Annotated in this window: 19 protein-coding genes; 9 read left to right on the top strand and 10 right to left on the bottom strand. The window is 53.6% G+C overall.

Annotation, left to right across the window (positions count from 1 at the left end; genetic code table 11):
- Positions 1-158: 158 nt before the first annotated feature.
- The 6 genes from HPY30_17445 to HPY30_17420 all read left to right on the top strand — a co-directional run bounded on the left by HPY30_17445 (position 159) and on the right by HPY30_17420 (position 6098).
- Positions 159-1715, top strand: a complete 1557-nt coding sequence (locus HPY30_17445) for a SulP family inorganic anion transporter (protein QYZ67612.1) — start codon at positions 159-161, stop codon at positions 1713-1715.
- Between the two features lie 58 nt (positions 1716-1773).
- On the top strand, positions 1774-2484 hold the full coding sequence (gene ubiG / locus HPY30_17440; protein QYZ67611.1) for a bifunctional 2-polyprenyl-6-hydroxyphenol methylase/3-demethylubiquinol 3-O-methyltransferase UbiG: 711 nt from the start codon (positions 1774-1776) through the stop codon (positions 2482-2484).
- Positions 2477-3148 (top strand): HAD-IA family hydrolase, encoded by a 672-nt coding sequence (locus HPY30_17435; GenBank protein QYZ67610.1) that lies wholly within the window; start codon positions 2477-2479, stop codon positions 3146-3148. The genes ubiG and HPY30_17435 overlap by 8 nt, the downstream gene beginning before the upstream one ends.
- Positions 3136-3975: a squalene/phytoene synthase family protein gene (locus HPY30_17430; protein QYZ67609.1), complete on the top strand. Its 840-nt coding sequence runs from the start codon at positions 3136-3138 to the stop codon at positions 3973-3975. The genes HPY30_17435 and HPY30_17430 overlap by 13 nt, the downstream gene beginning before the upstream one ends.
- Before the next feature lie 221 nt (positions 3976-4196).
- Positions 4197-4946 (top strand): YciK family oxidoreductase, encoded by a 750-nt coding sequence (locus tag HPY30_17425; GenBank protein QYZ67608.1) that lies wholly within the window; start codon positions 4197-4199, stop codon positions 4944-4946.
- Positions 4947-4955: 9 nt separating this feature from the next.
- Positions 4956-6098 carry an acyltransferase gene (locus HPY30_17420; protein QYZ67607.1) on the top strand — a complete coding sequence of 381 codons (1143 nt, stop codon included), beginning with the start codon at positions 4956-4958 and terminating at the stop codon, positions 6096-6098.
- 10 nt (positions 6099-6108) lie between these two features.
- Here the strand turns inward: HPY30_17420 and HPY30_17415 are convergent, their stop codons facing one another.
- Both HPY30_17415 and HPY30_17410 read right to left on the bottom strand, forming a co-directional pair.
- Entirely contained in the window at positions 6109-7335 is a 1227-nt protein-coding gene (locus tag HPY30_17415) for a glycosyltransferase family 4 protein (GenBank protein ID QYZ67606.1), read from the bottom strand.
- Positions 7336-7488: 153 nt separating this feature from the next.
- Positions 7489-8553 carry a thioredoxin fold domain-containing protein gene (locus tag HPY30_17410; protein ID QYZ67605.1) on the bottom strand — a complete coding sequence of 355 codons (1065 nt, stop codon included), beginning with the start codon at positions 8551-8553 and terminating at the stop codon, positions 7489-7491.
- A 283-nt stretch (positions 8554-8836) separates the two neighbouring features.
- Between HPY30_17410 and HPY30_17405 the strand changes: the two genes are divergently transcribed.
- Positions 8837-9751: a GGDEF domain-containing protein gene (locus tag HPY30_17405; GenBank protein ID QYZ67604.1), complete on the top strand. Its 915-nt coding sequence runs from the start codon at positions 8837-8839 to the stop codon at positions 9749-9751.
- A 90-nt stretch (positions 9752-9841) separates the two neighbouring features.
- On the opposite strand, the gene HPY30_17400 is transcribed toward HPY30_17405, so the two are convergent.
- The 8 genes from HPY30_17400 to HPY30_17365 all read right to left on the bottom strand — a co-directional run bounded on the left by HPY30_17400 (position 9842) and on the right by HPY30_17365 (position 16562).
- On the bottom strand, positions 9842-10390 hold the full coding sequence (locus tag HPY30_17400) for an endonuclease (protein QYZ68112.1): 549 nt from the start codon (positions 10388-10390) through the stop codon (positions 9842-9844).
- Between the two features lie 101 nt (positions 10391-10491).
- Positions 10492-11502 (bottom strand): pseudouridine synthase, encoded by a 1011-nt coding sequence (locus HPY30_17395; protein ID QYZ67603.1) that lies wholly within the window; start codon positions 11500-11502, stop codon positions 10492-10494.
- Positions 11495-12295: an SMC-Scp complex subunit ScpB gene (gene scpB, locus HPY30_17390; protein ID QYZ67602.1), complete on the bottom strand. Its 801-nt coding sequence runs from the start codon at positions 12293-12295 to the stop codon at positions 11495-11497. Before scpB ends, HPY30_17395 begins: the two co-directional genes overlap by 8 nt.
- Positions 12296-12309: 14 nt before the next feature.
- Positions 12310-13128 carry a segregation/condensation protein A gene (locus tag HPY30_17385; GenBank protein QYZ67601.1) on the bottom strand — a complete coding sequence of 273 codons (819 nt, stop codon included), beginning with the start codon at positions 13126-13128 and terminating at the stop codon, positions 12310-12312.
- Between the two features lie 14 nt (positions 13129-13142).
- The gene (locus HPY30_17380) at positions 13143-14360 is read right to left on the bottom strand and encodes a tryptophan--tRNA ligase (GenBank protein ID QYZ67600.1); all 1218 of its coding nucleotides are present in this window, start codon (positions 14358-14360) and stop codon (positions 13143-13145) included.
- Between the two features lie 2 nt (positions 14361-14362).
- A complete protein-coding gene (locus HPY30_17375; protein QYZ67599.1) occupies positions 14363-15049 on the bottom strand; it encodes a site-2 protease family protein in 687 nt (228 codons plus the stop codon).
- A gap of 7 nt (positions 15050-15056) precedes the next feature.
- On the bottom strand, positions 15057-15680 hold the full coding sequence (locus HPY30_17370; GenBank protein QYZ67598.1) for a threonylcarbamoyl-AMP synthase: 624 nt from the start codon (positions 15678-15680) through the stop codon (positions 15057-15059).
- Between the two features lie 12 nt (positions 15681-15692).
- On the bottom strand, positions 15693-16562 hold the full coding sequence (locus tag HPY30_17365; GenBank protein ID QYZ67597.1) for a PHP domain-containing protein: 870 nt from the start codon (positions 16560-16562) through the stop codon (positions 15693-15695).
- A 57-nt stretch (positions 16563-16619) separates the two neighbouring features.
- Here HPY30_17365 and HPY30_17360 point away from each other — a divergent pair, with 57 nt between their 5' ends.
- Both HPY30_17360 and HPY30_17355 read left to right on the top strand, forming a co-directional pair.
- Complete coding sequence (locus HPY30_17360) at positions 16620-17663, top strand: AraC family transcriptional regulator (protein ID QYZ67596.1); 1044 nt, start codon at positions 16620-16622, stop codon at positions 17661-17663.
- A 106-nt stretch (positions 17664-17769) separates the two neighbouring features.
- Entirely contained in the window at positions 17770-18723 is a 954-nt protein-coding gene (locus HPY30_17355) for a UDP-3-O-acyl-N-acetylglucosamine deacetylase (GenBank protein QYZ68111.1), read from the top strand.
- The last annotated feature ends 128 nt before the right edge of the window (positions 18724-18851 follow it).

The raw sequence follows: 18851 nt of genomic DNA, 5'->3' as shown, positions 1-18851 counted from the left end.
GTCATGCTGACCTTAGCGTCTCCGGTTCAATATCCTTGAGGTTCATAATGTGGGTTTACCTACACATACAGCACGATTGAATAGACCCACCGCGTAGCATATATAAGCACCTTCTGATATACTGCGCGGCTTTTGTCCAAACGCCTCAGAGGTATCCGATGTTTCAACTGACCTGTCCAGGCAGTAAGTGCGTCAAGAATGACCTTCTTTCCGGCTTAACCGTCTCCCTGGCTTTGGTTCCGGAGGCCGTAGCTTTTGCCTTCGTTGCCGGCGTTGAACCTCTGGTTGGCCTCTATGCCGCCTTTATGATGGGTATCATCACCTCGGTTATCGGTGGCCGGCCCGGCATGATCTCCGGTGCTACCGGTGCAATGGCAGTAGTGATGGTCGCGCTGGTGGCCCAGCACGGCGTGGAATACCTGTTTGCCGCCGTTGTCCTTGCCGGTGTGATTCAGATCGCCGCCGGAGTATTGCACCTGGGTAAATTCATCCGCATGGTGCCGTACCCGGTCATGCTGGGTTTTGTGAATGGTCTGGCGATCGTGATCTTCCTGGCACAGTTGCAGCAGTTCCAGGTCCCCGGTGATGAGGGTGGCATGGCATGGATGACCGGCACACCACTTTGGACCATGCTCGGCCTCGTGGCACTGACCATGGCAATCATCCATTTTCTACCCAAATTAACATCTGCGGTTCCCGCCTCGCTGGCAGCCATCATCATCGTCACCCTGCTAGCTATCACACTGGGGCTCGACGCCCGTACCGTGCAGGGAGTACTGCAGGATATGAGCGGTGACCCCGCTGCCAGCATTGCTGGTGGCCTGCCGGCATTCCATATTCCCACTATTCCCCTGACGTTCGAGAGCCTGCGCATCATCCTGCCCTACGCCTTTATCCTGGCCGCCGTGGGTTTGATCGAATCCCTGCTCACCATGAGTCTGATCGATGAAATCACCGAGACGCGCGGCCGCGGTAACAAGGAGTGCATCGGCCAGGGCGTGGCCAATTCGGTGAACGGTTTCTTTGGCGGCATGGGCGGATGCGCCATGATCGGTCAGAGCATGATCAACATCAATTCCGGTGGCCGGGGCCGCCTGTCGGGAATTTCCGCCGCCCTCTTCCTGCTCGGTTTTATCCTGTTTGCCTCCGGCCTGATCGAGATAATCCCTGTGGCGGCACTGGTTGGCGTCATGTTCATGGTGGTGTTGGGTACATTCGAATGGGCCAGCTTCCGGCTGCTTGGGCGTATTCCCCTTGCGGATACCTTCGTCGGCATCCTGGTAGCCGTGGTCACCGTTTTGACCGACCTGGCGATCGCGGTCGTCGTGGGTGTTATCGTCTCCGCCCTGGTTTTTGCCTGGGAGCATGCCAAGCAGATGCGCGCCGAGACCCATACCGACAAGTACGGTATCAAGTATTACAGTTTGCACGGCCCGCTCTTTTTTGGTTCGATCCAGACCTTCGCCGACATCTTTGAGCCCAAAAACGATCCCCAGGAGGTCATCGTAGATTTTGCCAATACCCGGGTCTACGACCACTCCGGGCTGGAGGCGATCGACTCCCTCGCGGAGCGCTACATGCGGGCGGGTAAAACCCTGCATATCCGGCATCTGAATCAGGAGTGCCAGAACCTGCTGGTAAAGGCCGGCGATCTGGTTGAAGTCAATATGATGGAGGATCCGAACTACCACGTGGCTGATGACCGTATCGCTTGATACTCCTTCCAAGCGATCCGGTATAATGGCGACATTATTGAAGAATAGGTCTTGAAATATGAGACAGGAAACCCTTAACGTCGACCACGCCGAGATCAGCAAGTTCGAGGAACTTGCCTCCCGCTGGTGGGATCCACACAGTGAGTTCAAACCACTGCACGAGATCAATCCGCTGCGCCTCGGTTACATTGACGACATCGCCTCACTGTCAGGGAAACGTGTGCTCGACGTCGGTTGCGGCGGTGGAATCCTCTCTGAAAGCATGGCGGCCAAAGGGGCTGGCGTCACCGGTATCGATATGGGCGAAGCCCCGCTGCAGGTTGCCCGATTGCATCTGCTGGAATCGGGACTGGAGGTCAACTACGAACGTATTCCAGTAGAGCGCCTGGCAGCTGAACAGCCCGCATCCTTCGATGTGGTGACCTGCATGGAGATGCTGGAACACGTACCCGACCCTGCTTCCGTGATCAACGCCTGCGCCACGCTGGTAAAACCTGGCGGCCATGTCTTCTTCTCGACACTGAATCGAAATCCAAAATCCTATCTGTTCGCCATCGTCGGGGCAGAGTACCTGTTGCGTCTGCTGCCACGAGGCACTCACGACTTCAACAAATTTATCCGACCGTCCGAACTGGATCGCTGGATTCGCGATGCAGAGCTTGAGACAAAGGATATGACCGGGCTGGTATACAACCCGTTGAGCCGTAGTTACAAGCTCGGCCCGGACGTGGATGTCAACTACATGGTGCATACCCGGAAAGATGGATAGGGGGCTGGCCCCCAAGGTTGAATGTGTCCTGTTCGATCTGGATGGGACATTCGCAGATACAGCACCCGATCTTCACTTCGCCCTGGACCAGGTTCTTCTCAGCCGTGGCGAACTACCCATGCCCTTCGAACAGGTAAGACCGGCAGTCTCCCACGGCAGTCAGGCGATGATCAAAGTCGGATTTGACCTGCAGCCCGGCGACACCGATTTCGAGACTCTGCGCAAAGAATTTCTGCGCATCTATCGTGAAAATATTGCCAGGAAGACAAAACTCTTCGAGGGCATGGAGAGGCTGCTGGAAGAGCTGGAGCAGCGCAACATTCCCTGGGGCATAGTCACCAACAAACCCGCCTGGCTCACCGACCCCCTGATGGAAGCGCTCGGCTATCATAGGCGCGCCGCCTGCATTGTCAGCGGTGATACCGCAGAGCATCCGAAACCTCATCCTGCCCCAATGTTATATGCCTGTCGAATGGCAGGCGTGGAGCCGACGCACTGTCTCTATGTGGGCGATGCCAAACGAGACATCGAAGCCGGGCAAAACGCCGGCACCCGGACGCTGGTGGCCCTCTTTGGCTACCTGGCGGAAGATGACAAACCCGACGACTGGCATGCTTCAGGCACCGTTGAACATCCGCTGGAAATTCTGCAGTGGCTGGACTGAGCCGGGAGCACATTGAGAGAGCGGTCCCCCTCGGCTCCAGCAGCTACTATATAATCCGCTTCTCCCCCGCACCTTACCGCAGCGATCTGACACACCTTTTTGCCTGGCAGCACGAGCTCACCAATATCCCCCTGGAGTGCAGTGACCCAGGCGTGGCTAAAACCCGGCTGCAGTGGTGGCGTGAAGAGATAAAAAAATCCGTCAATGGGAACGCCCAACATCCTGTTGCAATCGCCTTGAGCGAAACCATCAATACACGCAAGTTACCAGAACCTTTGTTTCAGAAAATCGCGGACAATATCGAAAACGACATCGAAAAGGCGTCTATGTCCGAGTGGGAAGATCTCCATCTCTATTGTCTCAGCCATGGCGGTAACTTTGCTGAATTGCTTTCTCATACAACCGGCTGCAGCGAAATGTTTAAAACAACAATCAGACAGATAGGCGCTTATGTCACACTGATCAATCTACTGCGCAACCTGGGTGCAGACCTGCGTCGAGGACACTGTCTACTGCCCGATTCACTGTTACGACAACATCAGTTGAGACCGGAACAGCTGCTGCAATCACAGTCACGGGCGAGAACCCAGAAGATGCTGCAGACGCTATCCGATACCGCAACCCGGTGGCGAATCAAAGCACTGGAATCTCTGCCGACAACACAACCCCCAACAAGTTGGCGCCCGGTACTCAACCAGCTTGCTCTGGCTCAACGGCTCCATGCTGTGCTTGAGACAGACGGTTTCAATGTTATTGATGGGCGCACCCACCTGACGCCTTTGCAGAAACTCTGGACAGTATGGCGGGCAGTGACAGGTGACAGGTGACAGGTGACAGGTGACAGGTGACAGGTGACAGGTGACAGGTGACAGGTGACAGCAGGATTGTTGCCTGGCCGTGTTCGGTGTCAAGAAAAATCTCTTTACTTTCTGCCACTCACTCCCCCCCTCCCTATCGGGGAGGGAAGCCAAACAATCCTGCAACCTAAAACCTGTTACCTGTTACCTGTTGTATACTACGAGCAAGTTTCAATCCTCAGGATCTATCGATGCGCGACGACTACACCCCCTCCCCCGACCTGCTCAAGGATCGCGTCATTCTTGTCACTGGTGCCGGCAGTGGCATTGGACAAGCGGCGGCCAAGACATTTGCTGCTCATGGCGCCACTGTCGTCCTGCTGGGCCGCACCCTGAGTAAACTGGAAGAGACCTACGACGCCATCGAAAAGGAAGGACATCCCCAACCTGCAATTATTCCTCTCAACCTGGAGAGCGCTCCGCAACAGGACTATTTTGCTCTTGGCGAAACACTCCACCGTGAGTTCGGCAAACTGGATGGACTACTGCATAACGCGGCTCAACTTGCGCTCTTGAGCCGTATCGATGATTACGACCTGGAGAGCTGGAACAAAGTCATTCAGGTTAACCTGACCGCTCCTTTCATGCTGACTCAGGCCTGCCTGCCTCTATTGCGACTCTCCGGGGATGGCTCAATTCTTTTTACCTCTGATCGCATGGGACGTAAGGGAAAGGCCTACTGGGGCGCCTATGGCGTTTCAAAATTCGGCATCGAAGGGCTGATGCAGACCCTGGCGGATGAGACGGAAGAGAGCCAAATCAGGGTCAACAGTATCTGCCCCGTTCCTACCCGAACCAATATGCGGGCCTGGGCATATCCAGGAGAGGACCCGGCAACGCTGCCACTGCCGGAAGAGATCATGAGAACCTATCTCTATCTGATGGGACCGGATAGCAAAGGCGTTACCGGGCAGGCATTCGACGCCACTCCCACAGAATAAACAATCTGCATGAGGAGAATCAGGGAAATCGAAGGCTTGAGGGCCTTTCTGGCGCTCTGGGTGTTGATCAGCCATGTATTGGGCGCGGCCGGTTACACCTCCGAGATAGTGGAAGGTTTACCACAGTTACTGATTTTGGGTAATTACGCGGTGGATATCTTCATTATCATCAGCGGCTTCGTCATCTTTCTGCTTATCGATCAGGTTCGCGGAAATTATTCCGCTTACATCACGCAGAGATTTTTCCGTCTCTATCCCTTACTGTTCGTACTCTTTTTGAGCGCAGTGGTATTAGCCCCGTTAGCGATGCAAAACGTAACCCAGAGCGGTGCCTATCACACAGAAAAATACATCGAAAATCTTACCTATAAACTTGCTACCCACAATGATTGGCTTGGATTCAATATCCTTACTCATCTCACCATGCTGCACGGCATGGTTCCCGAGAAGTGGGTACCCTTTGTTCCCGGTGCCTTTCTTGACCCCGCCTGGAGCATCTCGCTCGAGTGGCAATTCTATCTTGTTGCACCATTGCTATTCAGCCTGGCGGCAACTCGTGGACGATTTGCCCGGTTGGGGGTGATTGTTGCCTGTCTGGCGACCTACATCATGGCCCGAAAAATACTGCCCCGTGTGGAATATGGCGCTTTTCTACCTTTTCATATCGAGTTTTTTTTCTTCGGCGCCTGTAGCTACTTCATTTACAGACACTTGCACAACAGTGTGATCAAACCCGATTTCCTATTTCCAACAGCGGTGGCGGCCGTTTTCATGATCTATTTCACCGCCGGACACGACTTCAGGCTTTTTCCCATTGCCTTATGGCTGGTTTTTTTTGCACTCATGCTGGAGCCGAAGGAATCGTTGAGTCACCGTTTGATTGCCCCGCTTTTTCTCAACCGGATCTCTCTTTGGATGGGCAAGGTCTCCTACAGTATCTATCTGCTCCACACCCTCGTCATCACGCTGATCTCAAGCGTTCTCCTGAGCTACTTTGATCTGGCGCGGGGAGACTACTTTTCTATTTTGTTCGTCAGCACCCTGATTTTGACGATGATATTTTCCTGGCTAACCTATCGATACATAGAGAAGCCCGGAATCATCCTGGGAAAAAAACTTTCATCCCGATTTGACAAAGAACGCTCAAAATGACTGCTTCAAATCAGCCCTGAAGCTTGTTATCCAGATCCGCAAAAATCCGGTTCCACTTTTTTGCAACTTCTCCAACTTCACACTGATCGGCCACAACCTTTGCTTTCGTCCCAAAAGTCGCCAATTTATCCGGATCATCCAACAGACCCGAAATTGCAGACGCATATGCGTCAATATCCTGGTTCTGTATCAGGTATCCATTTCGATCATTTTCAACCAACTCACTGAGATCCCCCACGTCCGAAACTACGGCAGGAAGCCCCATCATCATCGCTTGTATCATCGATTGGGAGAGTCCTTCGGAATCGGAGGTCAGAATAAATACACGCGCCTGCCGGTACCAGTCCCCCACCTCTGTCTGCCAACCAACAAAGTCAACATTCTCACTGATACCCAGGGAGGCAGCCATCTGCTCCATCTCTTCACGATCCGGACCATCACCGACTATCAACGCCTTAATTACAGGGTGCTCGGGTTTCAGTTTTGCAACGATCTGTAGAAGAATATCCACCCGTTTGATATTGGAGATTCTTCCGACAAAGATCAGGTCAGCACACTTCTCTTCTTCACCAGGGTAGTAACTTGCAGCATCAATCCCGCCGGACATGATATAGATATCATCACCCTTGACACCCCGCTCTTCGAAAAAGTGCTTGGCATCGGCTCCCCGTACCACGACACTGTCAAAATGGGAGACAGCGTTGATCAGCGCCCTTTCCACCACTGCATCGTGCTTGCCAAGTTGTTTGAATATCTTATTTTCGGTGAGGTAACCGCCGCCGAGCACCTCCAAGGGACCACCGCCACAAAGGTAGACCGAATGACAATCATATTTTTTCCCAAGCAGCACAACCAGCAGCCCGTTGAGCAACAGATGAAATCCGGCGATCACATCGGGACGTTTCTCTTTTGTAACCTTTGACATGGTTATCAGGCGGGCAATCGTTCCACCCACAATTTTTTGTAATCTGGCATTCGGATAGATCGGCGTGACCTTGTCAATCTCTGGCAACTCCGTCGTGGCTACCATATAGATCTGGCGGACCCGGTTAGACTCAGACATCGGCCGTAGATGGGAGATGATCCACTGGTCGGAATAGAAGGTTCCAGTAATCAGAATATCATATCGATCTTTCCTCTCCCTTGAAGTGGTATTGTTGCGCTCCGCAACCCTATTCAGCTTGTTTGTGTAGACCCACATGGCAAAACGCAGGATATACCCAATAGTCTTCTCCATAGCCTTCCTGTTAATGGTTTATTTATTAGGGAACCCCTGATTAATTGAGTCACTGTCTTCTCGACTGCAGGGAGAGAACGTAAGGTGCGCTGTGCGCACGGCGCACCCTACCGGAGGAATTAAACGTTGCCCCTTGTCTGATTAGATTGAAAACTATTCCATCAGGTCTACAGTGATTCCCTGTGCTTCCATCTCTGCCGCCCTGGATTGCACATATCGTTGGAAATTAGGTTGGCTAAGATAGGCGCCAGTGGAAACATAATCCATCGCTGCATGGGTGTGAAAGGTTTTCAAAAACGCCTCCGCACGAAACACCTCTTTTCCCGTCGGATCGAAAAAGAGCATGCTGGGCACATACTGGATGCCGAGTTCTTTCGTCCACTCACTCACCGTCCGTTGCACGCCTCCAGGTGTTATCAAAGTCTCTCCACTCCAGACATCGACAAGAGCAATGTCGAATGCATCCAGCGTTTTTCTGACTGCCGGTTTCCACATGATTTTACCGTGTAATTCATCGCAAGCGGAACAGGCTTTCTGCTCCATCAATACCAATAAGGGCTTATTGCGCGCTCTGGCCTTGGCACGCAAGTCCAACGGCAGTGGTAGAAAACCAACCTCCCGATGCAATTTCCCACTCACCGCCTGTGGCTGAACACTGGCCAGATAGTCACGATAGGGTTGCTTGCGCTCAAGATGTCCAGCCACATAGTCTAGCGCCGCCTCGAATTTATGCGGCGGGTAGTAGCCATTGATCCGCAAAGCCTGTCTTCCCCCCTCATCCAGAAAGACCAGGGTCGGGGTGTACATCACCTTGAAGGATTCAGAAAAGCGCTTCTCGGTGGTTTCTGTCCCCCGCAAATCGGTCACTTCCTGGTCACCCCAAATATTGATTGCGATGACTTCAAAGTTTTCTTGGGTCTTTTCAACAAGCGGCCTGAGAGACCAGTTTTCTTTCAGCAGTTTCGCACAGTAGGGACAGCCATCCTGATGAAAAAAAAGCAAAATACGTTTACCGGAATCCGCAGCCTCTTCGACATCCTCCCGCAGATCGAGAAAAGAGTGGCGGAACCAGTCAGGCTTTTCATGAAAACCAGGATTGATCAGCCCGGCGGTTAACGTCACATTCTCATTTTCTGCAGCAAATGTCAGGGTACTTACGAGCAAAAAGCAACCCAGTAATTTAATCATCAGAGAGAGATTCACGATCTGTACCTTCATTTATTGTCGTAGGCCAGGCTGCCTGCTGCGATAGATTATGCGCACAAGATCAAAAAGCCGGACCCAATTGTAAACCGCATCCATGACGGGTCAATTGGTTTGATAGCGCGTCATGTATCACCTATAAAAGTAATTATAGTCCCAATACGAGCACCCTATTCGCGGCACTTTTTTGACATTGGCAAGAGACATATATCATATACTATTGTTTTTATTAGAAATAATTTTTTTGGCATGCTAATCGCTACAGACAATACAAATCACAAAAACGCAGGTCAGAAAAATGACGGGTTACATCCAAAGCTTAGAAAGCAACTCTCCTTCAGGTGCTTCTCTTCTACCCGAGGGCATTGCACGGAATAGCGAGGATGGACAGCAGATTGCTCAGGTGGTGGAACTCACGACCAGACTACAGACCACGCTTGAACTGGAGAACCTGATTGAGCTTTTCTTTGACGTCATCAAATCCCATTTCAAATATGACGGCGCAACATTCCAACTACCGGATGAAGCATTAGCCATCACCACGGGAGAACAATGTCGTCATAACGTTAACTATAGTCTTAAGGTCCTGGATCAGCCACTCGGAGATATTGGTTTCAGCCGCAGCAGGCGATTTAAAGACACGGAAACCAAGATGCTGGAGAATTTTCTGACTACCCTGCTCTATCCACTACGCAACGCCCTGCTCTATCGAGAAGCGATTCAATCCGCCTTTGTTGATTCATTGACTGGCGTAAAAAACCGGACAGCCTTCGACAGCAATTTCCACCGGGAGGTAGAACTGGGCCATCGCAACGGATCTGAACTCTCCCTCATCGTTCTTGATATCGATTTTTTCAAAAAGGTCAACGACCAGTATGGTCACTCCATTGGAGACTATGTGCTGAAGTGCGTGGCCCAGGCAGTCGAAGCCACTATTCGCAGCAGCGACGCACTCTACCGCTATGGCGGCGAGGAGTTTACGGTTGTATTGAGTGGAACTGACCAGGCGGGCGCGCTTCTTCTTGCCGAACGCATAAGACAGAATATCGAAGCATTGGTCTTTGCCAGTTCAAAGGGGCTGAGCATCACAATGAGTCTTGGCGTCGCCACACTCAATTCCAACGAAGAGAGTAAGCATCTTTTCATCAGGGCCGACGAAGCACTCTACCAAGCCAAGGAGAAGGGCCGTAATCAGGTTGCAGTCGCAGAATGAACCCAATAGTTCGTAGGCCTTATCAGGCACAGCGGATCAGGCAATAAATCTACAACCCTTGTTTGCCGGTTCCACTACGCTTGAACCGGCCTACCAATCTTTCCACCCACAAGAACGACGTAAGCAACAGATCTCACATAACGGCTTGGTCCGGCAGGCCTCTTTCGCATGACGGACGATCAATGCGTGGTATTCATTATACAGCTCGACATCCGGACCCAGCGTTTGCTCGAACTCTGATCGCAGTACCTCATAACTTTCATCACCCGATACCAGCCCAAATCGAAAAAAGAGTCTGCGGGTGTAGGCATCGATCACAAAAAACGGACGTTCAAAAGCATAGAGCAGGATATCGTCAGCGGTCTCCGGGCCGATGCCATTGATATCGAGCAACCACTTCCGGAGCACCTCATCGGACATCGAATCCAGTGCTTCTGCTGTGATCAAAGCATTGCAGAGATTCTGCAACCGTTTTACTTTGATATTGAAATACCCGGACGGGCGAATCAGCTGTGCCAGGAGAGGCGGATCGGCTTTCGCCATTTTTTGGCCGTCGAGAAACCCGGCCTCCTTGAGATTGCAGATTGCCCGTTCCACATTCGACCAGGCGGTGTTCTGGGTCAACACCGCCCCTACCATCACCTCAAAGGGTGTCTCTCCAGGCCACCAGTGCTGCTGCCCGTATGCCGACAACAGGGCATCGAAGATTTGGGTGAGTGATTGTTTTGACAGTCTCAACGCTAGCGTTTTTTACGTCCCCAGGGATCAGAGGTTCCCTCACGACGTTTGGTAGGTGCGGATTTCTTTCCAGGTTTACGTTTCCATGGGCCGCTTTCGCCATCGCTTCGCCGTGGCGACTTGGATTTTTCACTGTCACGACCTTCCCAGGGGCGTTTCGGACCATCCTCGCGACGCTGGCGCGCCCCGTCTTTGGATGTTCTCCCACTATACCGGTCATCGCCACCCGAGCGCGGTGTACGCTGGCGCTTTTCCGGCTCCAGCCCCATTGCTTCCAGTAGTTCATTTAATTCCGGTGTGTTCAGATAGCGCCAACGTCCCACTTTCAGTGCACTGTCTAGCATCACACTACCGTAACGTACGCGCTTCAGGCGATTGACCTGCGCCCCAACCGCTTCCCACATGCGGCGCACTTCCCGTTGGCGCCCCTCCATGATTACGACGTGATACCAGCGGTTGATCCCATCACCACCCGATTCCACGATCTCTTCGAATCGCGCGGGTCCGTCTTCAAGCTCGACTCCATGCGTCAACTGTTTTAGCTGATCCTCGGTGACCTGCCCCATGACGCGCACAGCATACTCCCGCTCCACCTGGCGGCTTGGATGCATCAGCCGGTTGGCCAGTTCGCCATCGGTGGTCAGCAACAACAGACCGGAGGAGTTGAGATCGAGGCGACCCACCGGAATCCAGCGGCCATGTTTGAGTCGCGGCAGATGTTCAAAAACCGTGCGGCGTCCCTCCGGATCCTTGCGGGTAACCAGCTCCCCTTCTGGTTTGTTGTAGACCATCACTTCACGTTCGGGAGCAGCCATGCGTTTGCTGGAGACCGGACGTCCATCCACTTTGATACGGTCACTTGGTTGCACCCGCTGCCCAAGCTGTGCTGTCTCACCATTGACCTCGATCCGGCCTGCACTGATCCAGCCTTCGATCTCTCGTCGGGATCCCATGCCGGCATTGGCCAGCACTTTTTGCAGGCGCTCACCTGAATTTATCTTTTTATCACTCATCTAAACGACCGGTCTCAGCCTGATCAATCTGATCAGCCTCTAATTCATCTTTTTCGGCATCGACACTGGTATCTTGTGTCTCCGATACCGTTGCATGCTCGCTCTTTTGGCCAGACTCATCTTCCGGGATTTCATTCCCGTCCAATTGATCTGTTTCCACCACCGGTTGGGCATCCATGACTTCGTCTGGCGTCTGCTCAGACTCGGTCGGTTCCTCATCCAGTTTATCAGGGTCTTTCAATTCCAGTTCGCGATTGATGGAATCGAGGTCTCGAATCTCCGCCAGCGTCGGCAATTCACTCAGCCCTTTCAGGTTGAAGTAATCGAGAAACTCTTTGGTGGTGGCGTATAGCGCCGGTTTACCCGGCACATCGCGATGGCCCACCACTCGCACCCACTCCCGCTCCGTAAGGGTCTTGACGATGTTGGTGCTGACACTGACGCCACGAATATCCTCGATCTCTCCACGGGTGATCGGTTGACGGTAGGCGATCAGCGCCAGGGTCTCAAGCAGTGCGCGAGAGTACTTTGGCGGCCGCTCATCCCAGAGTTTGGAGACCCAGGGAGAGAATTCGCTGCGCACCTGGATGCGGTAACCATTGCCGACCTCTCTGATTTCGATCCCGCGCCCCAGGTAGTCTTCCGTCAGTTCAACGAGTATCTCCCGCAGGCACTTCTTTTCCGGCTCATCTTCTTTCTCGAACAGGGCCTGCAACTGATCCAGGCTCAAGGGTCTGCCTGCCGCCAGCAGCGCAGCTTCAATGATCTGCTTCAGTGTTTCATTAGACGACATGATGGTTCATTTCCTCAGGATGTCGCCGCTTTTATGTGAATTGGAGCAAAGGACTCCGACTGCACCAATTCAACCAGCGAATCCTTGATCAACTCAAGAACTGCCAGAAAAGTGACCACTACGCCTAGCCTGCCCTCGGTTAAATCAAACAGATCGGTAAATTCAGTAAAACTTTCGCCGTTGATCCCTTCCAGCACCAGAGACATCTTCTCCCTGACAGAGAGCGCCTCTTTTTCAACCCGGTGGCTGGTAAACATGTCCGCCCGGTGCAACACATCACGAAAGGCCAACAGTACCTCTTTCAGATCCACATCAGGATCCCTCGCCTCAACATGGCGATCGACCAGTTCGGCATGCCCCTGAAAATTATCGCGGGTCATATGCTCCAGGCCGTCAAGATCCTCGGCGGCCTGCTTGTAGCGTTCGTACTCCTGCAGGCGGCGCACCAGTTCCGCCCGAGGGTCTTCACCTTCGTCGTCCTCACTGACCGGACGCGGCAGCAGCATACGGGATTTGATCTCTGCCAGCATCGCTGCCATCACCAGATATTCTGCGGCCAGTTCAAGCCGCAGATCCTCCATCATCTCGATGTACTGGACATACTGCAGGGTAATATCGGCGATAGGAATATCGAGGATATCCAGGTTCTGCCGTTTGATCAGATAGAGCAGCAGATCCAATGGTCCCTCGAAGGCATCGAGAAACACTTCCAGCGCATCCGGCGGGATATAGAGATCCGTCGGCGGTGTTGCCAAAGGCTCACCCTGAACCACGGCGAAGGGCATCTCCTCCTGCTCAGGATGGTGGTGAGGATGTGTTGCTGTGGGCTCCATTTTTGAATGCCGGTTCAGAAGCGATCCAGAGACATTACCTGGCGTACCTCTGCCATGGTCTCTTTCGCCACTTCCCGTGCCCTTTCACAACCTGCAGCGATAATGTCGTCCACCAATTCCGGCTGTGCCTCGAACGCCTCCGCCCTCGCCTGCATCGGTCTGAGTTCCGCCAGCACCGATTCGATCACCGGCACCTTGCAATCGAGACAACCGATTCCAGCAGAGCGGCACCCCCCCTGCACCCAATTCTTTATCTCAGCATTGGAGTAGACCTCGTGAAACTGCCAGACCGGGCATTTGGCCGGATCGCCCGGATCGGTACGCCGCACCCGGTTGGTGTCGGTGGGCATGCGCTTGAGTATGGTCTCCAGAGCCTCCGGGCTCTCCCGCAGGGAGATGGTATTGCCGTAGGACTTGGACATCTTCTGGCCGTCCAGTCCCGGCATCTTTGAGGCCTTGGTCAACAGTGGCTGGGGCTCCACCAGGATGATCCTGCCACCCCCTTCGAGAAAACCGAACAGCCGTTCCCGGTCGCTGTCGGTGATGTTTTGTTGGGATTCGAGTAGGTCGCGGGCCGAGGTCAACGCCTCCAGATCACCCTGCTCCTGATAGGCGCGACGGTATCGATCGAACGCCTTGGCGTTCTTTTTGCCCATCTTCTTCTTCGCCTGCTCTGCCTTCTCTTCGAAGTCGGCCTCACGCCCATAGATATGGTTGAAGCGGCGCGCCACTTCACGGGTCAGTTCCACATGCGCCACCTGATCCTCGCCCACCGGAACATATCCGGCCTTGTAGATCAGAATATCCGCTGACTGCAGCAGTGGATAACCGAGAAAGCCATAGGTAGCCAGATCCTTCTCTTTCAGCTTTTCCTGCTGATCCTTGTAACTGGGTACCCGCTCCAGCCAGCCCAGCGGGGTAATCATGGAGAGCAGCAGATGCAACTCCGCATGTTCCGGCACATGGGACTGCACGAACAGGGTCGCCTTCTCGGTATCGACACCGGCTGCCAGCCAGTCGATCACCATATCGCGCACACTCGCCGGAACCACAGAGGGGTCATCGTAGTGGGTGGTCAATGCATGCCAGTCGGCAACGAAGAAAAAACACTCGTGCTCGTATTGGAGTTCCACCCAGTTTTTCAGCACGCCGTGATAGTGGCCCAGATGGAGACGTCCGGTAGGGCGCATGCCGGAGAGCACGCGCGAGTGCTGTGCGGAAACAGAATTCAAGATCAACTCCTTGCGGGACTGAGAATGACGGGGATCAGTTGAGTCACAATGTCCGTTGCCGGCAGGATCGAAATGGTCAAACCAACCAGGGGCCAGAGAATCATCCCCAGCAGACCTGTCGCCAACAACAGGACAACAATAAACAGACCATAGGGTTCAAGACGGGAGTAGACCTGTGCCATCTTCGGCGGCAACAGTGAATAGACAACGCGACCACCATCCAGAGGCGGCACCGGTAGCAGGTTCAGCGCCATTAGAATAGCGTTGAAAAGAACACCGGCCACACCCATGTAGATCAATGGACGCGCAACCCATTCAAGTGAATTAATAATCCATAATCCCAGATAGATCAGCAGCGCCCAGATCAGGGCCATCAGGAAATTTGCACCCGGCCCGGCCAGGGACACCAGTGCCACATCCCGCCGGGTATTGCGCAGATTATTCCAGTTGACCGGCACCGGTTTAGCCCAGCCAAATATAAATCCGCTGAGCAGATAAACTGCAATCGGCACCACCACTGTACCGACAGGATCGATGTGCCGGAGAGGGTTCAGCGTCACCCGCCCAAGCATACGCGCGGTGCCGTCTCCCAGCTTCTCCGCCATCCAGCCGTGGGCGGCTTCATGCACGGTGACGGCAAACAGCAGGGGCAGTGCAAAAATGGAAAGCTTGTATAAGATTTCGTCCATCGGCGGATTATACCTCGAACAGGGAGACATCGCCCTTGCCGGCCCTGGCGATTTCCGGCGTCTCTTCCGTCATCACCACCACAGAGGTGGGTTCGAATCCGCAATAACCCCCATCGATGATCAGGTCCACCTCATGATCCAGAATCTGGCGCATCTCATAGGGATCGGTGAGCGGCATTTCGTCACCCGGCAGAATCAGAGTGGTGCTCATGATCGGCTCTCCCAGCTCTTCGAGCATATCCCTGACGATCTGGTTGTCGGGCACGCGTATGCCGATGGTTTTTCTCTTGGCATGCCGCAGCCGGCGGGGTACCAGCTTTGTAGCCTGATGGATAAAAGTGTAGGGGCCGGGTGTCAGGGTCTTCAGCAGCCTGAACTCCTGATTGCCCACCTTGGCATAGTTGGAGATTTCAGTGAGATCCCTGCACACAAGCGTAAAGTTGTGGCTCTCATCCAACTTGCGAATCCGTCGAATCTTCTCCATCGCCCCCTTATCTCCGATCTGACAGCCCAAGGCATAACTGGAGTCTGTCGGATAGATCACCAAGCCGCCCTGACGGATGATATTTACCACCTGGCGGATCAAACGCGGCTGAGGGTTATCCGGGTGTATCTGAAAAAACTGCGCCATATCTCTCGTCCGTCAAACTGACATTGCCCGAATTGGGCTCTCTAACGCGAGGCCCCAATCCTGCCAAACAGGGGCACAGCCATCGGGAAGCAGTGGTAAGCGTCCCAACGCAATCCAGGGATTTTCCGGTGTGTGGAAATCTGAGCCAGCCGATGCCAGCAGACCAAAATCCTCAGCGTGCCGGGCCATGGTAAAGGCCTCATCCTTGCTATGGCTGCCGGAGACAACCTCCAGACCCACGCCCCCAACCCCGACAAAATCCGCCAGCAGACGCCGCAGTTTGGTGCGCGTCATCCTGTATCGAGCCGGATGCGCCACTACGGCCTGCCCACCAGCCTCCCTGATCCAGCCAACCGCCTCACCCAGGGAGGCCCACTGGCCCGCAACATGCCCGGGCTTGCCATTGACCAGAAAATGCTTGAAAACAGCCCGCTCGTCAGAAGCTGCGCCAATCTTTGCCAGATAACGTGCAAAGTGAGTACGGCTGATCAGTCTGCCGTTAGAAAAACTTCGTGCCCCCTCGAGTGCATCGGGAATTCCGCTCTTCTCCAGCCGCCGCGATATCTCCTCGGCACGTCGATCCCGTCGCTGGCGTAAACCTTTCAGACCTTCTTGCAGCACGCCGCAATCGATGTCGAGATTCAGCGCCACGATGTGGATCGTCTGCCGCTGCCAGGTCACGGAGATTTCAGCCCCCGCAATCAGATGGATATCGAGTCGTGCAGCTGCCTCCACCGCCTCTGGAACACCTTCAGTGCTATCATGATCGGTCAATGCCAACACGCGCACACCGGCATCTGCCGCCATTTGCACCAGGTTGGCAGGCGCCAGAGTACCGTCTGAGGCAGTGGAATGGTTGTGAAGATCGTATTCGCAAAACATGGGGGCGAATTGTACCCTATGGACAACAAAATAATATCCGGAATATCCAAGTCGCCCATGAAGGCATCTGAAGAACAGAGCACCAACACAACACTGGTCAGCGCCGCCACACTGCTGGCCCAGGCCGTCATTGCCAAGGGTATCGATCTGGATGCATTTCTCGCACAGCTGGGTATCAGGCCCAATGAATACAAGGACCCGAATGGGCGAATCCCAGTCCCCTTGATGCAGCGTGCATGGCGACTGGCTGTGGAATGGTCCGGGGACGAGTGTTTCGGATTGGGACTGGCAGATGTGGTACAACCTGCCGCACTACATGGGATTGGGCTCTCCATGATCTCGAGCAACAGCCTGCGCGAAGCGATCGAACGGGTCGTCTGTTATCAGCGTTTCCTCTCCACTGTATTCAAGATCAGCCTGAATTCAGAGGGTGATCATTATAAAATCGACTTCTCCACAGAACGTTTCCGGGCCACGCCGGATCCCGCCTCCATCGATGGTACTCTGGCTGTGTTTGTGGAGATGTCCCGCATCACGGCCGGTTCCACAGTGCGTCCTATTCACGTCTATCTGCAAAGAAAACCCCCAGCCACATGTGCCGCCCGCTACCGACACTATTTTGGCTGCCCCGTCACGTTTTCCAGCGTTAGCAACCAGATCCTGTTTGATCGGGAAACATTCGACCGTCCACTGCCCACCGCCAACCCTGATTTGGCAAGAATAAACGATCAGGTCGTCATCGAATACCTGGAACGCTTTGACCCACAGACGCTTTCCGCACGGCTCAGGACACAAATCATCGACGTCCTGCCCGGCGGGACCATCAGTGAAGAGTTGATTGTACAGCGACTCAATATGAGTCTGCGGAGCCTCCAGCGGCAGCTGAAAAATGAACGGACAAGTTACAAAGAGATACTGGCAGGGACACGTCGGCAACTGGCACAGGAGTACCTGGTAAACAGTGAGCGCCAGATTATCGAAATCGGCTATATGCTGGGCTTCAGTGAACCGAGCAATTTCTCCCGCGCCTTTAAACGCTGGACCGGCCAGAGCCCACAGCAGTTCAGGGAAACGTCCAGAGAACGGACCCAAATAATATGATCGGGTGGCGCCTTCAGACACCTGATTGGCGGTAAGGGACCAGCTCAGTTAAACCATCTCCTTTAGTGTTGAGCATGACACTAGGAGATGTGCCATGAACAATCATATCCAATATCAGAAAACCCTTCGGGAACCCATCAGTTTCGTGGGTATCGGCTTGCATAGCGGCAAAAGAGCCAAGATCACACTTAAACCGAGCACGGACAGCAGTGGGATCTACTTTTTGCGCAAAGATGTTGAGCCAGGCACAGGATTGATCCCTGCCCGCTGGTACAACGTGCATGCCACAGCCATGTCAACGACACTGATGAATAAGCAGGGTACAACCGTCGATACGGTAGAACATCTGATGGCCGCCCTCTTCGGCTGCGGTGTGGATAACGCTTTGGTTGAAGTGGATGGTCCGGAAGTCCCAATCATGGACGGCAGTGCGGCACCCTTTGCTACCACCATCAAGCGCATTGGTACCCGGAAACAGAGTGCGCCCCGGCATGCAATATGGGTACAGCGGCCGATTGAGGTGCGCGAGGGTGACAAGTTCGCCATCCTGATGCCGCATCCCACGCCCAGGATTACGATTGCCATCGATTTCCCAGGTACCGCGGTCGGCGCCCAAACATTCTCCGTGGAGTTGGTGAATGAGGCTTTCAGAAACGATATCGCAAGAGCTAGGACTTTTGGCTTCGCTCAGCAATTGAATGCGCTGCGGAATCGTGGACTTGCCCTGGGAGGATCGTTGAATAATGCAGTGCTTGTGGATGGGGAACGCATCGTCAATGAAGGTGGACTGCGCTATGACAATGAGTTTGTACGCCACAAGGTGCTCGACGCTTTTGGTGACCTTGCGCTTGCGGGCGTACCGATATTTGGCCACTACTACGCCTACAAACCTGGTCATTCGCTCAATCGTGCCTTGATGAAGCAGTTATTCAGTGACCGCTCAGCCTGGTCCTATATTGCAGTTGATGAATTTCAACAGCTTTTTGGAGAGCCGATTCAAGCAGAACGGGAAAGTGAGGAGGTGTTGTTGAAACAGGCAGATATTCGACAGGTTCTATAGTTTTTACCACGAAGCGCACGAAGGTAAATAATTGATATAACAATATATTTTCTTTGTGTCCTTCGTGTTCTTTGTGGTTGAATATGGGATGCTGCACGGGTACTGGTTAATGATGGCAAGGCAATCCC

It is taken from the genome of Gammaproteobacteria bacterium (ex Lamellibrachia satsuma), from assembly GCA_019623805.1.
Classification (GTDB): domain Bacteria; phylum Pseudomonadota; class Gammaproteobacteria; order Chromatiales; family Chromatiaceae; genus QGON01.
Note: the sequence above shows the minus strand (reverse complement) of the source record. Positions and strands in the feature narration are given on the sequence as shown.